Origin of the sequence: Actinocorallia longicatena (assembly GCF_039534125.1) — a bacterium.
Lineage (GTDB): Bacteria > Actinomycetota > Actinomycetes > Streptosporangiales > Streptosporangiaceae > Actinocorallia > Actinocorallia longicatena.
In genome coordinates, this window is sequence record NZ_BAAAUV010000006.1 from 1 (window position 1) to 18,401 (window position 18,401).

The 18,401-nt window shown below is 72.0% G+C and carries 19 protein-coding genes; 7 read left to right on the forward strand and 12 right to left on the reverse strand.

Going from position 1 to position 18,401, the window contains the following annotated elements; translation table 11 throughout:
* The 5 genes from ABD785_RS13350 to ABD785_RS13370 form a co-directional block, all read left to right on the forward strand.
* The coding region (locus ABD785_RS13350) for a substrate-binding domain-containing protein (RefSeq protein ID WP_344827118.1) at nt 1-635 on the forward strand (635 nt) is incomplete at its 5' end.
* Nucleotides 632-1,807 carry a Gfo/Idh/MocA family protein gene (locus tag ABD785_RS13355; protein WP_344827123.1) on the forward strand — a complete coding sequence of 392 codons (1,176 nt, stop codon included), beginning with the start codon at nt 632-634 and terminating at the stop codon, nt 1,805-1,807. The genes ABD785_RS13350 and ABD785_RS13355, both read left to right, overlap by 4 nt.
* Nucleotides 1,804-2,811, forward strand: coding sequence for a sugar phosphate isomerase/epimerase family protein (locus ABD785_RS13360; RefSeq protein ID WP_344827127.1), 1,008 nt, complete (start codon nt 1,804-1,806; stop codon nt 2,809-2,811). The genes ABD785_RS13355 and ABD785_RS13360 overlap by 4 nt, the downstream gene beginning before the upstream one ends.
* A 181-nt stretch (nt 2,812-2,992) precedes the next feature.
* On the forward strand, nt 2,993-4,249 hold the full coding sequence (locus tag ABD785_RS13365; RefSeq protein ID WP_344827130.1) for an SGNH/GDSL hydrolase family protein: 1,257 nt from the start codon (nt 2,993-2,995) through the stop codon (nt 4,247-4,249).
* A gap of 83 nt (nt 4,250-4,332) precedes the next feature.
* A complete protein-coding gene (locus ABD785_RS13370) occupies nt 4,333-5,178 on the forward strand; it encodes a hypothetical protein (RefSeq protein WP_344827133.1) in 846 nt (281 codons plus the stop codon).
* Here ABD785_RS13370 and ABD785_RS13375 read toward each other — a convergent pair.
* From ABD785_RS13375 to ABD785_RS13385, 3 genes are all read right to left on the reverse strand, one after another.
* Entirely contained in the window at nt 5,138-5,587 is a 450-nt protein-coding gene (locus tag ABD785_RS13375; protein WP_344827135.1) for a response regulator, read from the reverse strand. The genes ABD785_RS13370 and ABD785_RS13375 overlap by 41 nt on opposite strands.
* The gene (locus ABD785_RS13380) at nt 5,584-6,300 is read right to left on the reverse strand and encodes a GAF and ANTAR domain-containing protein (RefSeq protein WP_344827137.1); all 717 of its coding nucleotides are present in this window, start codon (nt 6,298-6,300) and stop codon (nt 5,584-5,586) included. The genes ABD785_RS13375 and ABD785_RS13380 overlap by 4 nt, the downstream gene beginning before the upstream one ends.
* Before the next feature lie 120 nt (nt 6,301-6,420).
* A complete protein-coding gene (locus ABD785_RS13385) occupies nt 6,421-7,152 on the reverse strand; it encodes a GAF and ANTAR domain-containing protein (protein WP_344827140.1) in 732 nt (243 codons plus the stop codon).
* Between the two features lie 180 nt (nt 7,153-7,332).
* Here ABD785_RS13385 and ABD785_RS13390 point away from each other — a divergent pair, with 180 nt between their 5' ends.
* The gene (locus ABD785_RS13390) at nt 7,333-8,076 is read left to right on the forward strand and encodes an SDR family oxidoreductase (protein WP_344827143.1); all 744 of its coding nucleotides are present in this window, start codon (nt 7,333-7,335) and stop codon (nt 8,074-8,076) included.
* A 22-nt stretch (nt 8,077-8,098) separates the two neighbouring features.
* Here ABD785_RS13390 and ABD785_RS13395 read toward each other — a convergent pair whose 3' ends face one another.
* Entirely contained in the window at nt 8,099-9,463 is a 1,365-nt protein-coding gene (locus ABD785_RS13395) for an FAD/NAD(P)-binding protein (RefSeq protein WP_344827146.1), read from the reverse strand.
* 190 nt (nt 9,464-9,653) lie between these two features.
* On the opposite strand from ABD785_RS13395, the gene ABD785_RS13400 reads away from it, so the two are divergent.
* Nucleotides 9,654-10,760 carry a beta propeller repeat protein gene (locus ABD785_RS13400; protein WP_344827149.1) on the forward strand — a complete coding sequence of 369 codons (1,107 nt, stop codon included), beginning with the start codon at nt 9,654-9,656 and terminating at the stop codon, nt 10,758-10,760.
* 14 nt (nt 10,761-10,774) lie between these two features.
* Here the strand turns inward: ABD785_RS13400 and lexA are convergent, their stop codons facing one another.
* The 8 genes from lexA to ABD785_RS13440 form a co-directional block, all read right to left on the reverse strand.
* On the reverse strand, nt 10,775-11,437 hold the full coding sequence (gene lexA, locus ABD785_RS13405; protein ID WP_344827152.1) for a transcriptional repressor LexA: 663 nt from the start codon (nt 11,435-11,437) through the stop codon (nt 10,775-10,777).
* 55 nt (nt 11,438-11,492) lie between these two features.
* On the reverse strand, nt 11,493-11,849 hold the full coding sequence (locus ABD785_RS13410; protein ID WP_344827156.1) for an STAS domain-containing protein: 357 nt from the start codon (nt 11,847-11,849) through the stop codon (nt 11,493-11,495).
* 79 nt (nt 11,850-11,928) lie between these two features.
* Nucleotides 11,929-12,270, reverse strand: a complete 342-nt coding sequence (locus tag ABD785_RS13415) for an alpha/beta fold hydrolase (protein WP_344827159.1) — start codon at nt 12,268-12,270, stop codon at nt 11,929-11,931.
* 16 nt (nt 12,271-12,286) lie between these two features.
* Nucleotides 12,287-13,648: a GH1 family beta-glucosidase gene (locus tag ABD785_RS13420; protein ID WP_344827162.1), complete on the reverse strand. Its 1,362-nt coding sequence runs from the start codon at nt 13,646-13,648 to the stop codon at nt 12,287-12,289.
* Nucleotides 13,649-13,650: 2 nt separating this feature from the next.
* Nucleotides 13,651-15,255: an FAD-dependent oxidoreductase gene (locus ABD785_RS13425; protein ID WP_344827165.1), complete on the reverse strand. Its 1,605-nt coding sequence runs from the start codon at nt 15,253-15,255 to the stop codon at nt 13,651-13,653.
* A 2-nt stretch (nt 15,256-15,257) separates the two neighbouring features.
* The gene (locus ABD785_RS13430; RefSeq protein WP_344827168.1) at nt 15,258-16,109 is read right to left on the reverse strand and encodes a carbohydrate ABC transporter permease; all 852 of its coding nucleotides are present in this window, start codon (nt 16,107-16,109) and stop codon (nt 15,258-15,260) included.
* Nucleotides 16,109-17,047 (reverse strand): carbohydrate ABC transporter permease, encoded by a 939-nt coding sequence (locus tag ABD785_RS13435; protein WP_344827172.1) that lies wholly within the window; start codon nt 17,045-17,047, stop codon nt 16,109-16,111. The genes ABD785_RS13430 and ABD785_RS13435 overlap by 1 nt, the downstream gene beginning before the upstream one ends.
* Nucleotides 17,047-18,342 (reverse strand): extracellular solute-binding protein, encoded by a 1,296-nt coding sequence (locus ABD785_RS13440; RefSeq protein ID WP_344827175.1) that lies wholly within the window; start codon nt 18,340-18,342, stop codon nt 17,047-17,049. The genes ABD785_RS13435 and ABD785_RS13440 overlap by 1 nt, the downstream gene beginning before the upstream one ends.
* Between the last annotated feature and the right edge of the window lie 59 nt (nt 18,343-18,401).

Genomic DNA, 18,401 nt, shown 5'->3' on the forward strand with positions numbered 1-18,401 from the left:
ACCTCGACCGCGTCTTCCCCGACAAACTCTCCTACCGCACCTGGATCGGCGGCGACAACTACGGCATGGGCGTCGCGGCCGGCACCTACATCGGCAAGCAGCTCAAGGACAAGGGCGCCACCAACCCCGTCATCCTGGAGATCCAGGGCATCGCGACCCTCCCCCTCACCCAGGACCGCAGCAAGGGCTTCGCCGACGCCCTCAAGACCTACGGATACTCCGTGACCGCCAAACAGGACGCCGCCTTCACCGTCGAATCCGGCACCAAGGTCGCCTCCAACCTCCTCCAGGCCCACAAGAAGATCGACGCCATCTGGAACCACGACGACGACCAGGGCATCGGCGTCCTGGCCGCCATCAAGGAAGCCGGACGCAGCGAATTCTTCATGGTCGGCGGCGCCGGATCCGCCAACGCCATGCGCGACATCAAAGCCGACAACTCCGTGCTCAAGGCCACCGTCACCTACTCCCCCTCGATGGCCTCCTCCGCGATCAAACTCGCCCGCCTCATCGCCCAGGGCAAGGGCATGACCGACCTGGTCGAACAGCAGGTCCCCCAATCGATCACCCTGGCCTCGGAAACGATCACCAAGGACAACGCCGGCAAGTACCTGCCCCTGGGGTTCGAATCGTGACGGAGACCATCGGGGTGGGCCTCGTCGGCTCCTCCTTCATGGGCCGGGCGCACTCGCAGGCGTGGCGCAACGCGGCCGCCTTCTTCGACCTGCCGGCCCGCCCGGTCATGGCCGCGCTCGCCGGCCGGGATCCGGACCGGACGGCGGCCGCCGCCTCCTCCCTCGGCTGGGCGTCGGCCGAGACCGGCTGGCGGCGGCTGCTGGAGCGCGACGACGTCCAGATCGTCGACATCTGCACGCCGGGCGACTCCCATGCCGAGATCGCCGTCGCGGCGCTGGAGGCGGGCAAGCACGTCATCTGCGAGAAGCCCCTGGCCACCACGGTGGCCGAGGCCGAGGCGATGACCGCGGCGGCGGTGAAGGCCGCCGCCGCGGGGGTCCGGTCGATGGTCGCCTTCAACTACCGGCGGGTTCCCGCCGTGGCCTTGGCCAGGCGCTTCGTCGAGCAGGGCCGGCTGGGCCGGGTCCGGCACGTGCGGGCGCAGTACCTCCAGGACTGGATCGTCGATCCGGAGTTCCCGCTGGTCTGGCGGCTGCAGAAGGAGCGGGCGGGCTCCGGTTCGCTCGGCGACATCGGCGCGCACATCATCGACACCGCCCAGTTCGTCCTCGGAGAACCGCTCACCGGGGTGTCGGGGCTGACCGAGACGTTCGTCCGGGAGCGTCCCCTGGCCGACTCCTCCGCGGGGCTGTCCGCCGGATCGTCGTCCACGGTGAAGGGCCCGGTGACGGTCGACGACGCGGCGCTGTTCCTGGGCCGTTTCGCCGGGGGCGCGCTCGGCACGTTCGAGGCGACCCGGTTCGCCTCCGGACGCAAGAACGCCATGCGAATCGAGGTCAACGGCTCGCTCGGCAGCCTGTCGTTCGACTTCGAGGCCATGAACGAGCTGTGGTTCCACGACCACGCGCTCCCGGCCGGCGAGGCGGGGTTCCGCAGGATCCTCGTGACCGAGGCCGACCATCCCTACGCCGGGGCATGGTGGCCGCCGGGCCACGGCCTCGGTTACGAGCACGCCTTCACCCACGAGATCCGCGACTTCCTGGTCGCCGTCGCCGAGGGCGCCGATCCCGCGCCCTCGTTCGCCGACGGGCTGGGCGTCCAGCGGGTGCTCGCCGCCATCGAGAAGAGCGCGGCCGACGAGAGCCGCTTCACCGCTGTGGAGGAGACATGACCCGTCCCGTCACCCTGTTCACCGGCCAGTGGGCCGACCTGCCGTTCGAGGAGGTCTGCGCGCTGGCCTCGGGCTGGGGCTACGACGGCCTGGAGATCGCCTGCTGGGGCGACCACTTCGACGTCGGCCGCGCCCTCGCCGAACCCGGCTACGTCGCCCGCAAGAAGGAGACCCTCGCCGAGCACGGGCTGAAGGTGTGGGCGATCTCCACCCACCTCGTCGGGCAGGCCGTCTGCGACGACCCCATCGACGAGCGTCACCACGGCATCCTCCCCGCTCACGTCTGGGGCGGCGGGGAGCCCGAAGCGGTGCGCCGTGCGGCGGCCGAGGAGGTCAAGAACACCGCCCGGGCGGCCGCGCTGCTCGGGGTCGACACCGTCATCGGGTTCACCGGCTCCTCGATCTGGAAGACCGTCGCGATGTTCCCGCCCGCGCCCCAGTCGATGATCGACGCCGGATACCAGGACTTCGCGGACCGGTGGAACCCGATCCTGGACGTCTTCGACGCCGAGGGGGTCCGCTTCGCCCACGAGGTGCATCCCAGTGAGATCGCCTACGACCATCACACCACCGTCCGCGCCCTGGAGGCCATCGGCCGCCGCCCCGCCTTCGGCCTGAACTGGGACCCCTCCCACATGGTCTGGCAGGATCTCGACCCGGCCGGGTTCATCCTCGACTTCGCCGACCGGATCTACCACGTCGACTGCAAGGACGCCAAGGTGCGTGTGGGCGACGGCCGCAGGGGACGCCTGTCCTCGCATCTGGCCTGGGCCGACCCCCGCCGCGGCTGGGACTTCGTCTCCACCGGCCACGGCGACGTCCCCTGGGAGGACTGCTTCCGCGCCCTCAACAGCATCGGCTACACCGGCCCCATCTCCATCGAGTGGGAGGACGCCGGCATGGACCGTCTCGACGGCGCCCCCGAGGCCCTGGCCTACATCCGCCGGATGAACGCCATCACCCCGCCCACCGCCTCGTTCGACGCCGCCTTCTCCTCCGAGTAGCCCGTCCGTCCGGCGGGCGGCGCCCTCCCTGCGCCGCCCGCCGACCGGTCCCCGTCACCGGCGTCCCGGTCGCTCCTGGCGTCGCTCCCCGTATGGCTCGATCTTGACGTTCGGGACCGGCCGTGTTGAGATCCAACGCGTAAGTGATTCACATTTCCGGTCGGTTAAGTAGGGAGATGGGATGCGTCTGTCGAGGCGAACCGCCGCGCTGGTGGGCCTGGTGGCGGCTCTGGTGGGGGCCGCGGTGGCGGTACCGGGAACGGTGTCCGCCGTCCTGCCGACGGCGGCGGTGGCCGTCGGTGACAGCTTCATCAGCGGTGAGGGGGCCGGTGACTACCAGGCCGTCCCCGACGCGAACGGGACGGCGCAGGGGTTCCCCGGCTGGTCGGCGGCGAACTCCAACGCCTACTTCTGCCACCGGTCGGCGAACGCCTCGCTGTTCAAGGCGTCGCTGCCGGGGGTGCGGGACCGGTTCAACCTGGCCTGCTCCGGCGGCCGTCCCGCCGACATCGCGAGCCCGTCGGCGGCGCGCGAGAAGGGCCGCGACGTGAAGTCGCAGATCGACCAGATCAGGGCCGTCGCGCAGACCCACGACATCGACGTCGTCCTCGTCGGGCTCGGCTCGAACAACAGCTCCTTCACCTTCGGGGACGTCGCGGTCCTGTGCGCGAACCGCTTCATCGCCGACGCCTGGACGGGCTGGTGGGAGTTCTGGGCCTATCTCAACGGCGACGTCCCGCAGGAGCCCTGCACCGCCTCCGACCTCGCGACCGACGCCGAGGTGGCCTCCGCGGCCACCGAGACGACCTCGGCCCTGCGGCGGCTCCTCGACGTCCTCGACGAGGTCGACGCCGACGGCACGCACCGCGTCGTCCTGCAGAACTACACCAACCCGCTGCCGCTCGACCTCGCGCCCGAGTACCACGAGGAGGACGACCGGTCCGACACCCGCGACAAGTTCCGCGCCCTCGGCGCCGAGCGCTACGCGGCGGGCTGCCCGATCCACCGCGCGAGCCTGGCTCCCGGGCACGTCTTCTCCGCGAACCTCGGCGACCTGGTGAAGTCGGCCTACACGACGCTCAGGACCGAGCGCCCCGCCGCCGACCTCGTCCTCCTCGACGTCCAGAAGGCGTTCGACGGTGCCCGTCTCTGCGAGAAGACCGGCAGCCCCGCCGGGACGTTCGCGACCCCGATCCGCGTTCAGGACGGCGCCACCGGGACCTTCGTGGCGAGCCTGTCCGGCTACGACAAGATCGGCATCCAGCGCGCCGCCGACACCTGTGTGACCTACTACCAGACGTGCCAGGAGTCGTGGCACCCGAACGCGGCCGGCCAGGCCGTCCTCGGCCAGTGCCTCACCGGCGCCGCGACCGCCGCGACCCGCACGATCCTGACGTGCGCCCGCGACGCGGCCACGGGCGTCCTCGGCTTCGGCTGAGCCGATCTCCGGCACGGTTCGATCACCCTGGTTGCCGGGCGACCGTGATCCATGCTTCCCTCCAGATGATCCTGGAGGGAAGCATGGAACGGTATCGGCGGATCGGCCCGGGGCTCACCGGGGTGTTCGCGGTGTTCAGCGGGCTGGCGTTCCTGGCGTTCCTGGCGTTCCTCGCCCTCTACGTCGTGGGCGGCCACACCGACCAGATCTTCTCCTGGACGATCCTCCCGGCGCGGACCGCGGGCTTCCTCGGCGCCGCCTACGCGGGCGCGCTCGTCCTGTTCGCGGGCGCGCTGCACGACCGGGTGTGGGCCCGTGCCCGGATCTCGGTGCTGCCCCCGGCGGTGTTCAGCGGGGCGATGCTCGTCGCGACCCTGATGCACCTGGAGAAGTTCCACCTGGACTCCCCCGAGGTCCTTCCGCGGGCGATCGCCTGGCTCTGGCTGGTGGTCTACGTCGTGGTCCCGCCCGCCCTCGTCGCCCTGTTCCTCCGGCAGCAGCGGCGTCCGGGCGCCGACCCCGCGCCGGACGAACCTCTTCCCGTCCCGCTCAAGCTGGTCATGGGCGTGCTCGCCGCGCTGATGACCGGGTTCGGCGTCGCGCTGTTCGCGGAGCCCTCCGGCACGCCGTGGCCATGGACGCTGACCCCGCTGACCGGTCGCGCGACCGCCGCCTGGCTGCTCGGGCTCGGCTGGGCGCTCGTCCAGGGCCTGGTCGACGGCGACCGGGCACGCCTGCGCCCGGGTTTCGCCGCGATCGGCGTCACGGCCCTCCTCGACCTGCTCGCCTCGGTGCGCTACCGGGACTCGATGGACTGGACCGGCACCGCGTCCTGGTCGTACGTGCTGGCCGTGGCCGCGATCGCGGCCATGGCGGCGGCCGCCCTCCTCAGCTTCCCTGGCGGGGAACGGGCTGGGCGAGCCCGGTGAAGAAGCCGTCGATCTGCCGGATCGCCTCGGTGTAGTGGTCGAGGTCCACGGGCTTGGTCACGTAGGCGTTCGCGCGCCTCCCGTAGGCCTCGCGGACGTCTTCCTGGGCGCTGGAGGTGCTGAGGATCACGACCGGGATCGGCGCGAGCGCGGGATCCGCCTTGATCTGGTGCAGGATCTGGTGGCCGGAGAACTTCGGCAGGTTCAGATCCAGGAGGATCAGATCGGGACGGGGCGCGTCCTCGTGGTCGCCGAAGTGGTAGAGGAAGTCGATGGCCTCCGCTCCGTCCCTGGCCACGTGCAGGCGATGGGCGACGGGCTGCTCGGCCAGCGCCTCGCGGGTCAGGAGCTCGTCTCCCGGGTCGTCCTCGACGAGCAGGATGTCCAGGGGCTTGGCTGCGGTGTTCATCGCGGTTTGGCGTCCTCGGCCGGCCTGGGCTCGCCGAGCAGCTCGGCGGCGATGGTGACCACCCGCTCGCGCCGGTCCCTGGCCTGCCTGCGCAGAAGCTCGAAGGCGGTGGAGGTGTCGAGGCCGTGCCTGCCCATCAGCAGGCCGATGGCCCGTTCGGTCATGACCCGGTGCTTCAGGGCGTACTGGAGCTGCTCGACGATGGTGCTGTGCTCGACCGCGGTCACGGCGACGCCGATGACCTGCTCGACGACCTCGGCGTAACCGCACAGGGCGTCGACGGCCGCGTCGTCCCAGGGGCCGGGCTCACTCCGGTAGACGTTCAGGGAGCCGACCGGTCCGCCCGCGAGCCTGATCGGCACGCCCAGCACGGCCCGCACGTCGGGGTGCAGGTGGTCGCGCACCGCGGGCCACCGCTCGTCCACGGGCAGGTCGGGGGTCCGTACGGGGGCGTTGTGCAGGAAGGCGTCGATGCAGGGACCCTGACCCGCCTCGAGCTGGGCCAGCTCCAGGGTGCGGCCCGGTTCACCGGAGGCCGCGACGTACCGGAGGACGTTCTCCGGGTCCTCTATCATCAGGCCGGCACCATCACATACGAACAATTGTTCGATGGCCCCGACGACGCGTTGCAGATATCCGGCCAGGCCCGGCGACTCCGTCTCCGACCGCAGAGCGAGAAGGCTGGCGTGCAGCGCATCCGCGTCGATGTGCACTCGTGGCTCCCAGAAGTTCGGATGGTCGACGGAGTTCACCGTCGTGGCAGTCCGCGGGGTCCAGGGCGGAAGAACGGTAGCGATCAGGATCCTAGTCCAGCCGGACGGTGCGCGTTGCCGTCAGAGATCCTCCTCCGTGACGTCCCGGGTGGCGAGGATCTCCTCGGCGCGTTCGCTCGAGGTCTGCCCGTGGACGAAGGCCGAGGTCCGCAGGCGCAGGAGGGCGTCCTCGAGAGCCAGGCCGAGCCTCTCCGCGATCAGCCCGGTGGCCAGGTGGACGGAGCGGCGCAGGTCGGCGCCGAAGGTCCACCAGTCGGGCCCGAGGTCGCGGCCGTCCGGCATGACGCCCAGGACGGCCAGCGCGGCGGCGTCCGCCGTGGCCCGGGCCCGCTCGGCGAAGACGCGGTCCACGCTGATCCGGCCGGGGAAGAGCAGGTTCAGGGCCCCGAGCCTGAACTCGTCCGGGGACTCCCCCCTGACCCTCAGCGGAACGCCCATGCTCCCCCCGACCCGCTCGCCGGTGCGCTCCGTGAACTCCCTGAGCCCCGACACGAGCATCGGCCACCGCGCCTCCTCCCCGCTCAGATCAGCGGCGACGACCACCGATCCGGTCGCGTAGGCCTCCAGCCAGGGCCCCTCACCGACGGTGAACTGGAGCTCGTCCAGGTGTCCCGCGACCGGATCGGTGACGCACACCGTGTGACGCACCTCGTCGAGGACCACGGTGATGCTCGCCCGGTCGGCGCCGAGCACGTCGGCGCACGCCGCGCCGATCTGCCCCGGCAGCGGACCGCCCGCCTTCTCGATCATGGCTCCCAGCACGGACTCCATGGTCGTCGGCCGATTCGTCACAGCAGGTCACCTCCAGGTCCCGGCCTCCCTTCCCCTCCCGGAACCGGGAAAACGCCTGTGGTCCGGCCCCCGATCCGGCACCCGGAGAACTTTCGCCGGACCGGTCACAGACGGAGCGGCCGCCCGGTCTTAGCTGCTGACCGGGCGGCGAAGACGTCCCGGCGGACAGAGAGGCCTGTCATGAAGATCGTTGTCATCGGCGGTACCGGCCTGATCGGCTCGAAGCTCGTGACCAAGCTCGGCGAGCACGGGCACGAGGCCGTCGCGGCCTCGCCGAACACCGGGGTCGACACGCTCACGGGGAAGGGCCTGGCCGAGGTCATGACCGGCGCCTCCGTGGTGATCGACGTGTCCAACTCCCCGTCCTTCGAGGACGCCGCGGTGCTCGAGTTCTTCGAGACCTCCACCCGCAACCTGCTGGCCGCGGAGGAGGCCGCCGGGGTGAAGCACCACGTCGCGCTGTCGGTGGTGGGCACCGAGCGCAGGCCCGACATCGGCTACTTCCGGGCCAAGGTCGCCCAGGAGCGGCTGATCAAGGCCTCCCCGATCCCGTTCTCGATCGTCCACGCGACCCAGTTCTTCGAGTTCGCCCACCGCATCGCCGACGGCGCCACCGTGGACGGCAAGGTGCACATGGCGCCGGTGCGCTTCCGGCCCATCGCGGGCGAGGAGGTCGCGAGGATCGTCGGCCGGGTCTCCGTCGGCGAGCCGCTGAACGGACCACTCGAGATCGCCGGCCCGGAGGAGTCGTCGATGGACGGCTTCTTCCGCACCGCCCTCAAGGCCTGGAACGACCCGCGCGAGGTGGTCACCGACCCGCACGCCCACTACTTCGGCGCCGAGCTGACCGACGACACCCTCGTCCCGGACGACGGCGCGACCCTCGGCGAGATCACCTACGAGCGCTGGCTGGCGGCCTCCTGACACCGGGAGCCCGGCGGCCCGGTCAGCGGGCCGCCGCCCGGTGGTCCTCCGGCGGGGTGAGGGCGGGCTCGTCCTCCAGGGAAGCGAGGAGGGCGGTGGCCAGGGCCGCGGCCTGCGCCCTGATCTCCGGGACGGCCGTCGTCTCGTAGCGCTGGCCGCGCAGGGTGGGGCCGAGGGTGAACAGGCGGGGCTGAGGGCGGCCGCGGAGGTCCAGGAGCGAGCCGCAGGCGTCGGCCTCGAGGCCCAGGTCCAGCGGGTCGCGGCGGGCGGCGCCCGAGGCGAAGAGATCGTTCAGAAGGGGGTCGGCGGTCAGGTCGCGGGTGGGTCCCGTGGCGTTGACCAGCCAGCCGACGCGCAGCTCGCGGGGCCCGCCGGAGCCGTCGAGCCGGACGGTCACGCCTCCGGCGTCGGCCGCCGCCGAGGTCACGGAGCCGCGCAGCACGCCCAGGCGTCCGGTGGCGCGGAGCCGGTCGACCCGGTCCGCGGTCACCGGCGGGATACGGTGCCGGTGGATCTCCCAGTAGCGGGCCAGCGAGGCCAGGAAGCGCCGCTTGTCGTCGGCGGAGAACGCCTCCCACAGCCCCGGGACGCGGGGACGCAGCCCGTCGACGACCGCGTGCCAGTCGCCGCCGTTCGCCCGGACGGCGGCCATGACCGCCCGGAAGATCCGGTCGAGGCGCACCTCACCGGCCGGAAGCGCCACCTCGGCGGGCGGCGCGGGGGTACATCGATGCGGCCGCGGCAGCAGCCCGTGCCGTGACACCGCGTGGACGACCGTGCCGGGATGCGCCCGCGTGACGGTCACGGCCACGTCGACCATGGTGAGCCCCGTGCCGACGACCAGCACGGGAGCCCCGTCGCGGATCGGTTCCAGCGCTCCCGGAGACCAGGGATCGGCGACGTAGCGGGGGTTCGTCCCCGAGGTCCGGGCGGCCGCCGTGCGGTTGCCCGTGGCCACGACGACGGCGTCCGCCGCGACGCGGCTCCCGTCCTCCAGGACCAGCCGGGCCGGACGGCCGCCGGCGGGCGGCGTGAGGGAGACGACGTTCCCCGTCAGCTCGGTGATCCGGTCCCGGTACCGCCCGAGGACCGACCGCAGGTACCGCCCGTAGACGGCCCTCGGCAGATAGTCACCGTCCGCGACGTCCATCCCCTCGGCGCGCGCCCATCTCAGAAGATCACCAGGATCGTCGTCGAAGGCGCTCATCTTCACCGCGCCGGCGTTCAGGAGGTGGGCGGGGTCCGAGGTCGCATAGGCCTGCCCGAGCCCGTGCCGCCCGTCCCTGTCGATCAGCACCACGCGCAGCGGCCCCGCGGCCCGCCGCAGGAGGTGGACGGCGGCCAGGCTCCCGCTCGCACCGCCACCGATCATCGCCACCGTTCGCACCGAGCCTCCTGAGCTGCGCCTTCGAGGAACCCTCCCGAGGGTAGCCGATATTTCCTACGAGAAAAATGAAGAATTAGTGTCCGTCCGATCTACACAAAAAAGGATCTGTCCAGACCGGCAACGCGGCGGGCGGTCAAGTCGTGCGCGACGCGACAAGATTCACCGTGCGCCGCGATGCGACCGTTCCCGCATGCGCATTTTTGCGGTCGTCGCCCTCGCCTCCGCGGCCCTCCTCGCCGCGCCCGCACCGGCCCACGCGGAGGAGACCTGGCGCGTCGCGTCACTGAACTGGACCTGGAGCGACAGCTTCCTGAACGACGTGGAGGCGGCCGGGCCGCACGACCTCTGGGCGGGCGGCGGCCAGGGCAAGAAGGTCATCACCATCCCGGGCGACCTGCTCCGTCCCCCGATCACCATCGTCAACGTCCCGGCGAAACCGATCCTGCAGCACTGGAACGGCACGGCCTGGACGAACTTCAGCCCGCCGGAGATGCCCGGCGAGGGACAGATCACCAACATCGAGGCCGTCGGTCCCGACGACGTGTGGGCGGCGGGTTTCCTCGGCGGGAACTCCCTGAACCACTACCTCTCGCACTGGGACGGCACGTCCTGGACCCGGGTCACCCCTCCCCCGGACGTCCTGCCCAACAACTCGATGGTCGCCGCCGGAGGCGTCCTGTGGACCGCGGGAAACGCGGGCGTCTGGAGCATGCGGGGCGGCCAGTGGACCGAGCACCGCGGCCACGGAGGCTGGCCCTACCCCACCGCGACGGGCGTGTACGCCCTGAACAACCTCCAGGTCTCCTTCTACGACGGGACGTCCTGGACCGGCATCCCCGAACCGCCCGGCGACGCCGGCAAGCTCGCGACCTCCGACGGCGGCCTGTGGGCGTCCGCCCGCACCTCCACCGACCTGCACCGATGGAACGGCACCGCCTGGGAGAGCGTCCCGCTGCCGGACGGCTACTCCGCCGGCGCGACCCGGAGCCTCGCCGACGCGGGCGGCCCGCTGCTCACGGTCTCCGCCGCCGGGGAGCGCCGCCAGTTCCGGTGGACCGGCACGGGCTGGACCCTGTTCACCGGGCACGCCGCGGCCTATCCCCACACCGTCACCGCCACCTCCGGCGGAGCCTTCTACGCCCTCAACCCGCCGTCCCGCCACACCGGCACCGCCTGGGAGGCCCTTCCCCTCCAGGGCGCCTACGGGAAGGTGACCGCGATCCCCGGTTCTCCTCATGCGGTCTTCTGGGGCGGCGGCCCCTACGGCGGCCTCGCCATCACCACCAACGCCCCCTGAGCCACCGTCCGCCCTCAGACGTTGCGCAGCACCGAGACCACGACGCCCAGCACCTCGGCCTTGTCGCCGTCGATGACCTCATAAGCCGGGTTGCGCGGCTCGAGCAGGACATGCCCGCCGCGCCGCCGGTAGACCTTGACCGTGGCCTCGCCGTCGATCATCGCGGCCACGATCTGCCCCGAATGGGCCTCCTGCTGCTGGCGCACGACGACCATGTCACCGTCGCAGATGGCCGCATCGACCATCGAGTCGCCGCGCACCCGCAACGCGAACACCGTCCCGCGGCCGGTGAACCCGCGGGGCAGCCGCAGCAGCTCGTCGCCGTGCTCCTCGGCCAGGATCGGGACACCGGCGGCGATGTCCCCGACCACCGGAACGGCCACCGAGTCCCCGGCGGGCTCCGCCTCCCTCGCCCCCGGCAGGAACGCCCGCACGTCGATGGGCCTGGCCACCGCGGCCCCGCGCCGCAGGAAGCCCTTCTCCTCCAGGCTCGCCAGATGCCTCGACACCGCCGACGACGACCGCAGCCCCACGGCGTCCCCGATCTGCCTGACGCTCGGCGCGTACCCGTACCGGACGGCCCACTCCCGGATCACGATCAGAATCCGCTGCTGCCGCTCGGGCAGCCCCGCCGCGTCAAGGTGCTCGAAGAGATCAAGCTCGTCATAACCGTTCACCGCCCGAATGATACGGACCCCGGACCCCCGCCCGCGGCCGACCCACCGGACGGGCTCAGCCCGGACGCTCTTCGGCGACGGCCTTCCCGAGCGCGTCCAGCACCCGCACCTGATGGTCCATCCCGGTGATCGCCAGAACGCGCCGCGGCTGGGTACCGTCCGGCACGACGAGCAGCAACGTCCCGCCGACGCCCCGCACGGCCCGCACCGTCTTGGCGATCATGCTGACCCCGGCCGAGTCCAGGAAGCTGAGCCTCTCCAGATCGAGCACGAGCCGAACCGCTCCGCCGCCCGCCACCCGCTCCATCAGATGCGCCTCGGCCGCCCCGACCGTCTCGTGCCACAACTCCCCGGTGAGGCTGACGACGGCGAAAGACCCTTCCCCGCCGTCATCGATCCACAACTTGGTCATAGCCCGCCTCAGCCGGATCCGGGGGTCCCTGCGCGCCACGCTATCCGCCCCCGCGATCCCGTCATAGCCCCCGGTGCCCTCAGGGGGTGAGGAGGTGCCGGACCTCCCGGGCGACCAGGTCCGGGGCGGTGAGGATGACCATGTGGCCCGAGCCGTCGGCGATGATGTGGCGGCCTCGGCGGGAGAGGGCGGCGCGGGAGCGGTGGGCGCCGGTGGCCTCGGCGAGGACCAGCCCGGCGACGCGTCCCGGACGCTCGGCCGCGGCCTTCCTGACGATCGGCCCGCCGCCGCTGGGGGCGACGAGCACGACGGTCGGCGTGCTCCGGCCGTCCCCTGGTCCGGGAGGCTCGGTGTAGAAGAGCTCCCGGCCGTCCTTCGTCCGGGCGAGGCCCGGCGTGCCCTGCGTGTGCTCCTGAAGCATTCCGGGGGCGGAAGTCTCAGCCCCGGAGCCGCGCCGCTTCGGCGGCGATGACGTCGCGGTACCAGAGCGCGCTGTCCTTGGGGGTGCGCCGCTGGGTCGCGTAGTCGACATGGACGATGCCGAAGCGCTTGTGGTAGCCCTCCGCCCACTCGAAGTTGTCCAGGATCGACCAGACGAGGTAGCCGCGCAGGTCCGCGCCCGCCGCCAGCGCCTCATGGGCGGCCCTGAGATGAGCGTCGAGATAGGCGACCCGGTCGGGATCGGCGACCCGTCCGCCCGACGGCTCGCCGTCGTCGAACGCCGCGCCGTTCTCGGTGATCAGCAGGCCGACCTCGGGATACTCGCGGGCCAGCCGGTTCAGCAGGACCGTCAGTCCCGCCGCCGCGATCGGCCAGCCCATGGCGGTGCTGGGACCGCCCGGATGGACGAACCCGACGTCCTCGGCGCCCGGCCAGGCGGGATCGGCGGGCGCGCCCGGCACGTCCTGGACGTACTGCGGGCAGTAGTAGTTGATCCCGAGCAGGTCGACCGGCTGGTGGATCAGCTCGAGGTCGCCGTCGCGCAGATGGCCGAGGCCCGCGTGCCGGTCGATGATCTTCAGCAGGTCCTCGGGCATCTCCCCGCGCAGCGCCGGGTCGAGGAACTGCCGGTTGAGCAGCAGGTCGATCCGCTCGGCCGCCGCGGAATCGCCGAACGCGGGCGACAGGTTGAGGGTCAGGGCCAGCTCGCGGGCGCCCGCCTCGCGCAGCGCCCGTGCGCCGAGCCCGTGCGCCAGGAGCAGATGGTGGGCGGCCCGGAAGGCGTCCGCGGGATCGGTCCGGCCCGGGGCGTGGATCCCGCTGCCGTGGCCGAGGAAGGCCGACACCCAGGGTTCGTTGAGCGTCGTCCAGGTGCGGACGCGGTCACCGAGCCGGGCGTGGACGGCCTCGGCGTAGGCGGCGAACCGGTGGGCGGTGTCCCGCGACGTCCAGCCGCCGCGGTCCTCCAGCGCCTGGGGCAGGTCCCAGTGGTAGAGCGTGACGTAGGGGTCGATGCCCGCGGCGAGCAGGGAGTCCACGAGCCGGTCGTAGAAGTCGAGGCCTCGCGGATCGGCCGGGCCCGAGCCGTCCGGCTGGATCCGGGGCCAGGCCACCGAGAACCGGTAGGCGGCCAGCCCGAGGGACTGCATGAGCGCGACGTCGTCCGCGTACCGGTGGTAGTGGTCGCAGGCGACGTCCCCGGTGTGGCCGGAGGCCACCCTGCCGGCCGTCCGGGAGAAGGTGTCCCAGATCGACGGCCCGCGCCCGTCCTCGTGGACGGCGCCCTCGATCTGGTAGGCGGCCGAGGCCGCGCCCCAGACGAACCCGGCGGGGAAGGAGGGGAAATCGTCGGTGGTCACGGTCAGTCCTCCACGAGCTGAGGGACGGCCGGCTGACGGCCGCACGGGGTGCTGCGGATCTCCTGCGACCAGGCGAGGGTCAGCCCGAGGGTCGTGGTGAGCGTCCGCTGGAAGTCGGCGAGCCGTGCGGCGTCCGCGCGGATCTTGCGGGGCGGCAGGCCGGTGGCGAGGGCCTGGGCGGCCAGCGCGCCGACGGCCTCGCCGATGCTCCACTCCACCGGGTGCAGGCGGTAGCAGCCGTTGGTGACGTGGGTGGTGCCGATGTTCTTGTTGGCGGGCAGCAGGTTGTCGACCCGCTGGGGCAGCAGGGCCCCGAGCGGGATCTGGAAGGGGTAGCAGTCGACGTCCACGTAGGTGCGGCCGGACGTGCTGGGGTGCAGATCGATCCGGTACGAGCCGAGGCCGACCGCGTCGCCGAACACCTCCGACCCGCCGAGGGCGCCGCGCGCCTCGACCCCGACGTGCTGCTCCAGCACGGTGAACTCAGCCTTGATCCGCCGAGACTCCCGGACGTACACCGCCTTGGCCAGGCCGTCCTCCGTGCCGACGAGGTCGGGACGCAGCCGCAGCCCCGGATATCCGGCCTCGGTCTGCATCCAGTACAGGAACGACAGCGACAGGTCGCGGGCCCCGGCCAGCGCGGCCTCGCGGTCCGCCCCGGGACCGATCAGCGGCAGGTCCCAGTAGTCGATCTGCGGCCAGTTGACCAGCGTGACGTCGTGGGCGATGGTGCCGGGCTCGTACTGCGCCGCGGCCACGATCCGGCGGTAGTGCCACAGGTCGTGCTTCCCCGGCACGTGCCCGCCGTCGTGGAACAGTCCCCTGGAGCGCACGGACAGGTCGATCGGCTCGACGTCCGTCCAGGACAGCTGCGGCCCCGGCCAGAACGGCGCCTTCCATGTGCTCCAGTGGGCGTACCCCGCCGGACGGTCGATCGTGTGGTCCTCGCCCGGCCGGTACTCCAGCGGGAAGCACCAGCTGACGGCCTGCTGGTCGAGCGGGTCGGCCACCGGGGCGGCATGGAGCTCCCCGGTCTCGGCGACGCCCTCGGCGCCCACGACGTGCTCGACCCCGGCGAGCGGGAGCAGGTCGCCGAGCTCGGTGGCGTCCACGACGTAGTCGGCGGTGACGACCACCTCCGACCCGTCGGGACGGGCGAAGGTCACGGCGTCGACCCGGTCGCCGGTCACCTCCGCCGCCACCGGCGTGTGCCGCAGCAGGACGGTGAGGAGCCCGGCGGTGCGGTAGGGGGCCAGCATCCCCTCGATGACCGACAGCGCCGCCCGGGGCTCGTGGCAGAGCCCGCTGACCACGCCCTGGCCCGGGTTGAGCAGGCGCTGCGCCGCGACGTCGGCGCGCAGCGGGTAGTTGCGGCGGTAGTACTCGCGGACGCCCTGGCGCAGCCGGCGATAGCTCGGCGAGGCGTACCGGGACTCGATCCACGGGTTCTCGTCCGGCGGGACGGCCTGGCTGGTCAGCTGGCCGCCGAGCCAGTCGGTCTCCTCGGTGAGCACGACCCGCCGGCCCAGCCGCGCGGCGGTCAGCGCCGCGGCGACACCGCCCAGGCCTCCGCCGACGACGAGCACCGGCGCGTGGGTCTCCTGCATGATCATCCCTTCACGCCGCCTTCGGACAGACCGGCGACGAAACTGCGTTGGTTGAAGACGAAGACGGCGAGGACCGGCAGCAGCACGAGCACCGATCCGGCCATGGCGGGCCCGTAGGCGACGTTCCCGCCGGTCAGGAACTTGCTGAGCGCCAGCTGGACGGTCTGCGTCTCGGGGGAGCTCGTCACGACGAGCGGCCAGAGGAAGTCGTCCCAGACGGCGGTGAAGGCGAACACCGCGACGGTCGCGACCAGCGGCCGGGCCAGCGGCAGATAGATCTTCCAGAACAGCCGGAACTCGCTCGCGCCGTCGACCCTGGCGGCCTCGCCGAGCTCGTCGGGGAGACCGAGGAAGTACTGGCGGGCGAGGAAGACGTTGAGCGGCCCGATCAGGTGCGGCAGGGTCAGCCCGCCGAGCGAGTCGAGCAGCCCGGAGCCGCCCTGCCCCGTGATGTCGTTGCCGCCGGCGAGCGGGATGCCCTTGGCGATGAGGAACAGCGGGATGAGGGTCACCGCGACCGGGACCATCGTGGTCGCGACGATCGTCATGAAGATCGCGTTGCTGCCGCGGTAGGGCAGCTTGGCGAAGGCGTACCCGGCGAGCAGCGCGAACACGCAGTTGGCGGCCACCACGAGCAGGGCGACGATCAGCGAGTTCGTCATGGCCCGGCCGAGGTTGCCCGCGTCCAGGGCTGTCGAGAAGTTGTCGAGGACCGGGTTCTGCGGCAGGAGCCGCGGCTCGGCGGAGAACACCTCCGCCTCGGGCTTGAACGCGATCGACACCATCCACCAGAACGGGACGAGCACCAGCAGCGTGGCCGTGACCAGCGCGATGATGGATCCGGATCTCTTCATCACTTCCGTCCGTTCCCGCGCATCGTGACGAACGCGAAAGCGAAGATCGCCGCGAACAGCACGAAGGCCATGGCGCTGGCGGAGCCGAACCGGTTGTTCTGGAACGCCTCCTGGTAGATCAGGTAGTTGGTGGTCGTCGTCGAGGCGAGCGGCCCGCCGCCGGTCAGGATGAAGATCTCGGCGAACGACTGCGACAGGTAGACGATGTTGATCGTGATCACGTAGACCATGACCGGTCGCAGGCCGGGCAGCGTCACGTGCCGGAACTGCGCCCAGCGGCCCGCGCCGTCCATCTTGGCGGCCTCGTACAGCGTCGCCGGGATCGCCTGGAGTCCGGCGAGGAACAGCACCATGTTGCCGCCCAGCGCCTTCCACACGCGCATCACGGCGACCGAGTGCAACGCGGTGCCCTCGTCGAGGAGCCAGTCGCGCGGGTCGACGCCGAGGGAGCCGGCGAGATCGTTGAACCAGCCGTCCGGGGAGTACATCCACAGCCACACCAGGCTGACGGCCGTCAGCGGGACGATCCGCGGCAGGAACAGCCCGGCCCGGAACAGCCCGATGCCGGGGATCCTCCGGTTGGCCAGCAGCGCCAGCCCGAGCGCGATGCCGACGGCGAACGGCAGCACCTCGCCGACGAACTGGGCCGTCACCCGCAGGGACTTCAGGAAGTCCGCCGAGTGCAGCAGCGCCGTGTAGTTGGCGACGCCGACCGGCCGGGGCGCGCCCCGGTCGAGGGGGCTGTAGCTGGTGAAGCTCAGGTAGAACCCGTAGAGCACGGGGAAGAGCTGGAAGATCGCGAGGTAGGCCAGGACGGGGGCCGTGAAGGCCAGCCCGACCAGCCGGCGGCGGCCCGTCGGGCCCTTCCCCAGGGCCCGGGCCCGCGGCGGAGCCGCGGACCCGTCCTTACTGCGCGGAGCCTTGGTGAGAACCGCCATCACTGCGCCGCGAGCAGCGGTCCGGCCTCGGCCGCGGCGTCGTCGAGGGCCTTCTTCGCGCTGACCTTTCCGGCGAGCGCCTGCTCCAGGTGCTTGTCGAGCACGTCGCGGACCTGCACCCAGGCCGGGACGTTCGGGCTGCCGACATAGGCGGGGGCCGCGTCGATGAACGGCTTCAGCAGCGGCTGCCCGGTCACGTAGGAGCCCTGGGCGGCCGAGGCGCGCACGCCCAGCCCGCCGACGGTCTCGGCGTACCGCTCGTTGACGCCCTTGGAGACCATGAACTCGACGAACTTCCAGGCCAGGTCCTTCTTCGCCGAGTCGGCGTTGACGAACAGACCGGTGGTCGCGCCGCCGAAGGTCTTGGCGTCGGCGGCCTTCAGCGGCGACAGGACGCCGATCTTGTCCGCGAGGCCGGGCACCGCCTTCACCATCTGGAGGACCTGGCCGGTGGTCGCGGTGACCATCGCCGCCTTGCCGGTCGCCAGCGGGTTCTGGGCGGCGGGCTGGTTGGCGAAGTCGAGGCCGAGCTGGTCGCTGACCCTGCCGTCGCCGCTGTAGAGCCCGGCGAAGTACTCCAGCGCCTTGACGCCCTCGGCCGAGTTCCAGGTGGCCGTCTTGCCGTCGGCCGACAGCAGGGTGCCGCCTTCGGAGCCGAGCAGGCCCTGGAAGCTCTGCACCCGCTGGATCTTGGCCGACTGGAGCATCAGGCCCGCCTGCTTGACGGTCCCGCCGTCGCGGACGGTCAGCCGCTTCGCCGCGTCCGCCGCCTCCGTCCAGGTGCCGGGCTCGGCGACCCCGGCCTTCTCCAGGAGGTCCTTGCGGTAGGCGACGAGCACACCGTTGCCGACCAGCGGGATCAGGTACTGCTTGCCGCCGACCTGGCCGCCCGACAGGTAGGGGGCGAGGTCGGCCTTGTCGTCGGCGGACAGGGCGGCGATCCGGGCGTCGAGGGGCTCGATCCGCTGGGCGGCGGCGAAGCCCGCGGCGGCGGCCGGGCCGTGGCCGAACACGTCGGGGGCGCTGTTGCCGGCGAACCCGGCGTTGAGCTTGGGCGACATCTGGGCCCAGTCGACGAAGGTCACCTGGACCTTCGCGCCGTTGGCGGTCTCGAACTCCGGCACCAGCTTCTTGGTGACGAGCTCGATCTCCGGGGCGGAGTTGCCGGGGAACCACACGGTCAGGGCCTCCGACGAGCCGCCGCCCTCGCCGCCGCCGGTGCCGCAGGCCGTCGCAGCGATCAGGACGCCCGCGCCGACGGCGGTGGCGAGGAAGCCTCGTCTGTTGATGGTCATGCCTTGCTCCTGTTTCGGGGTGTGGGAGGTCGGCTCCCGGCGCTGTACCGCCGGGAGCT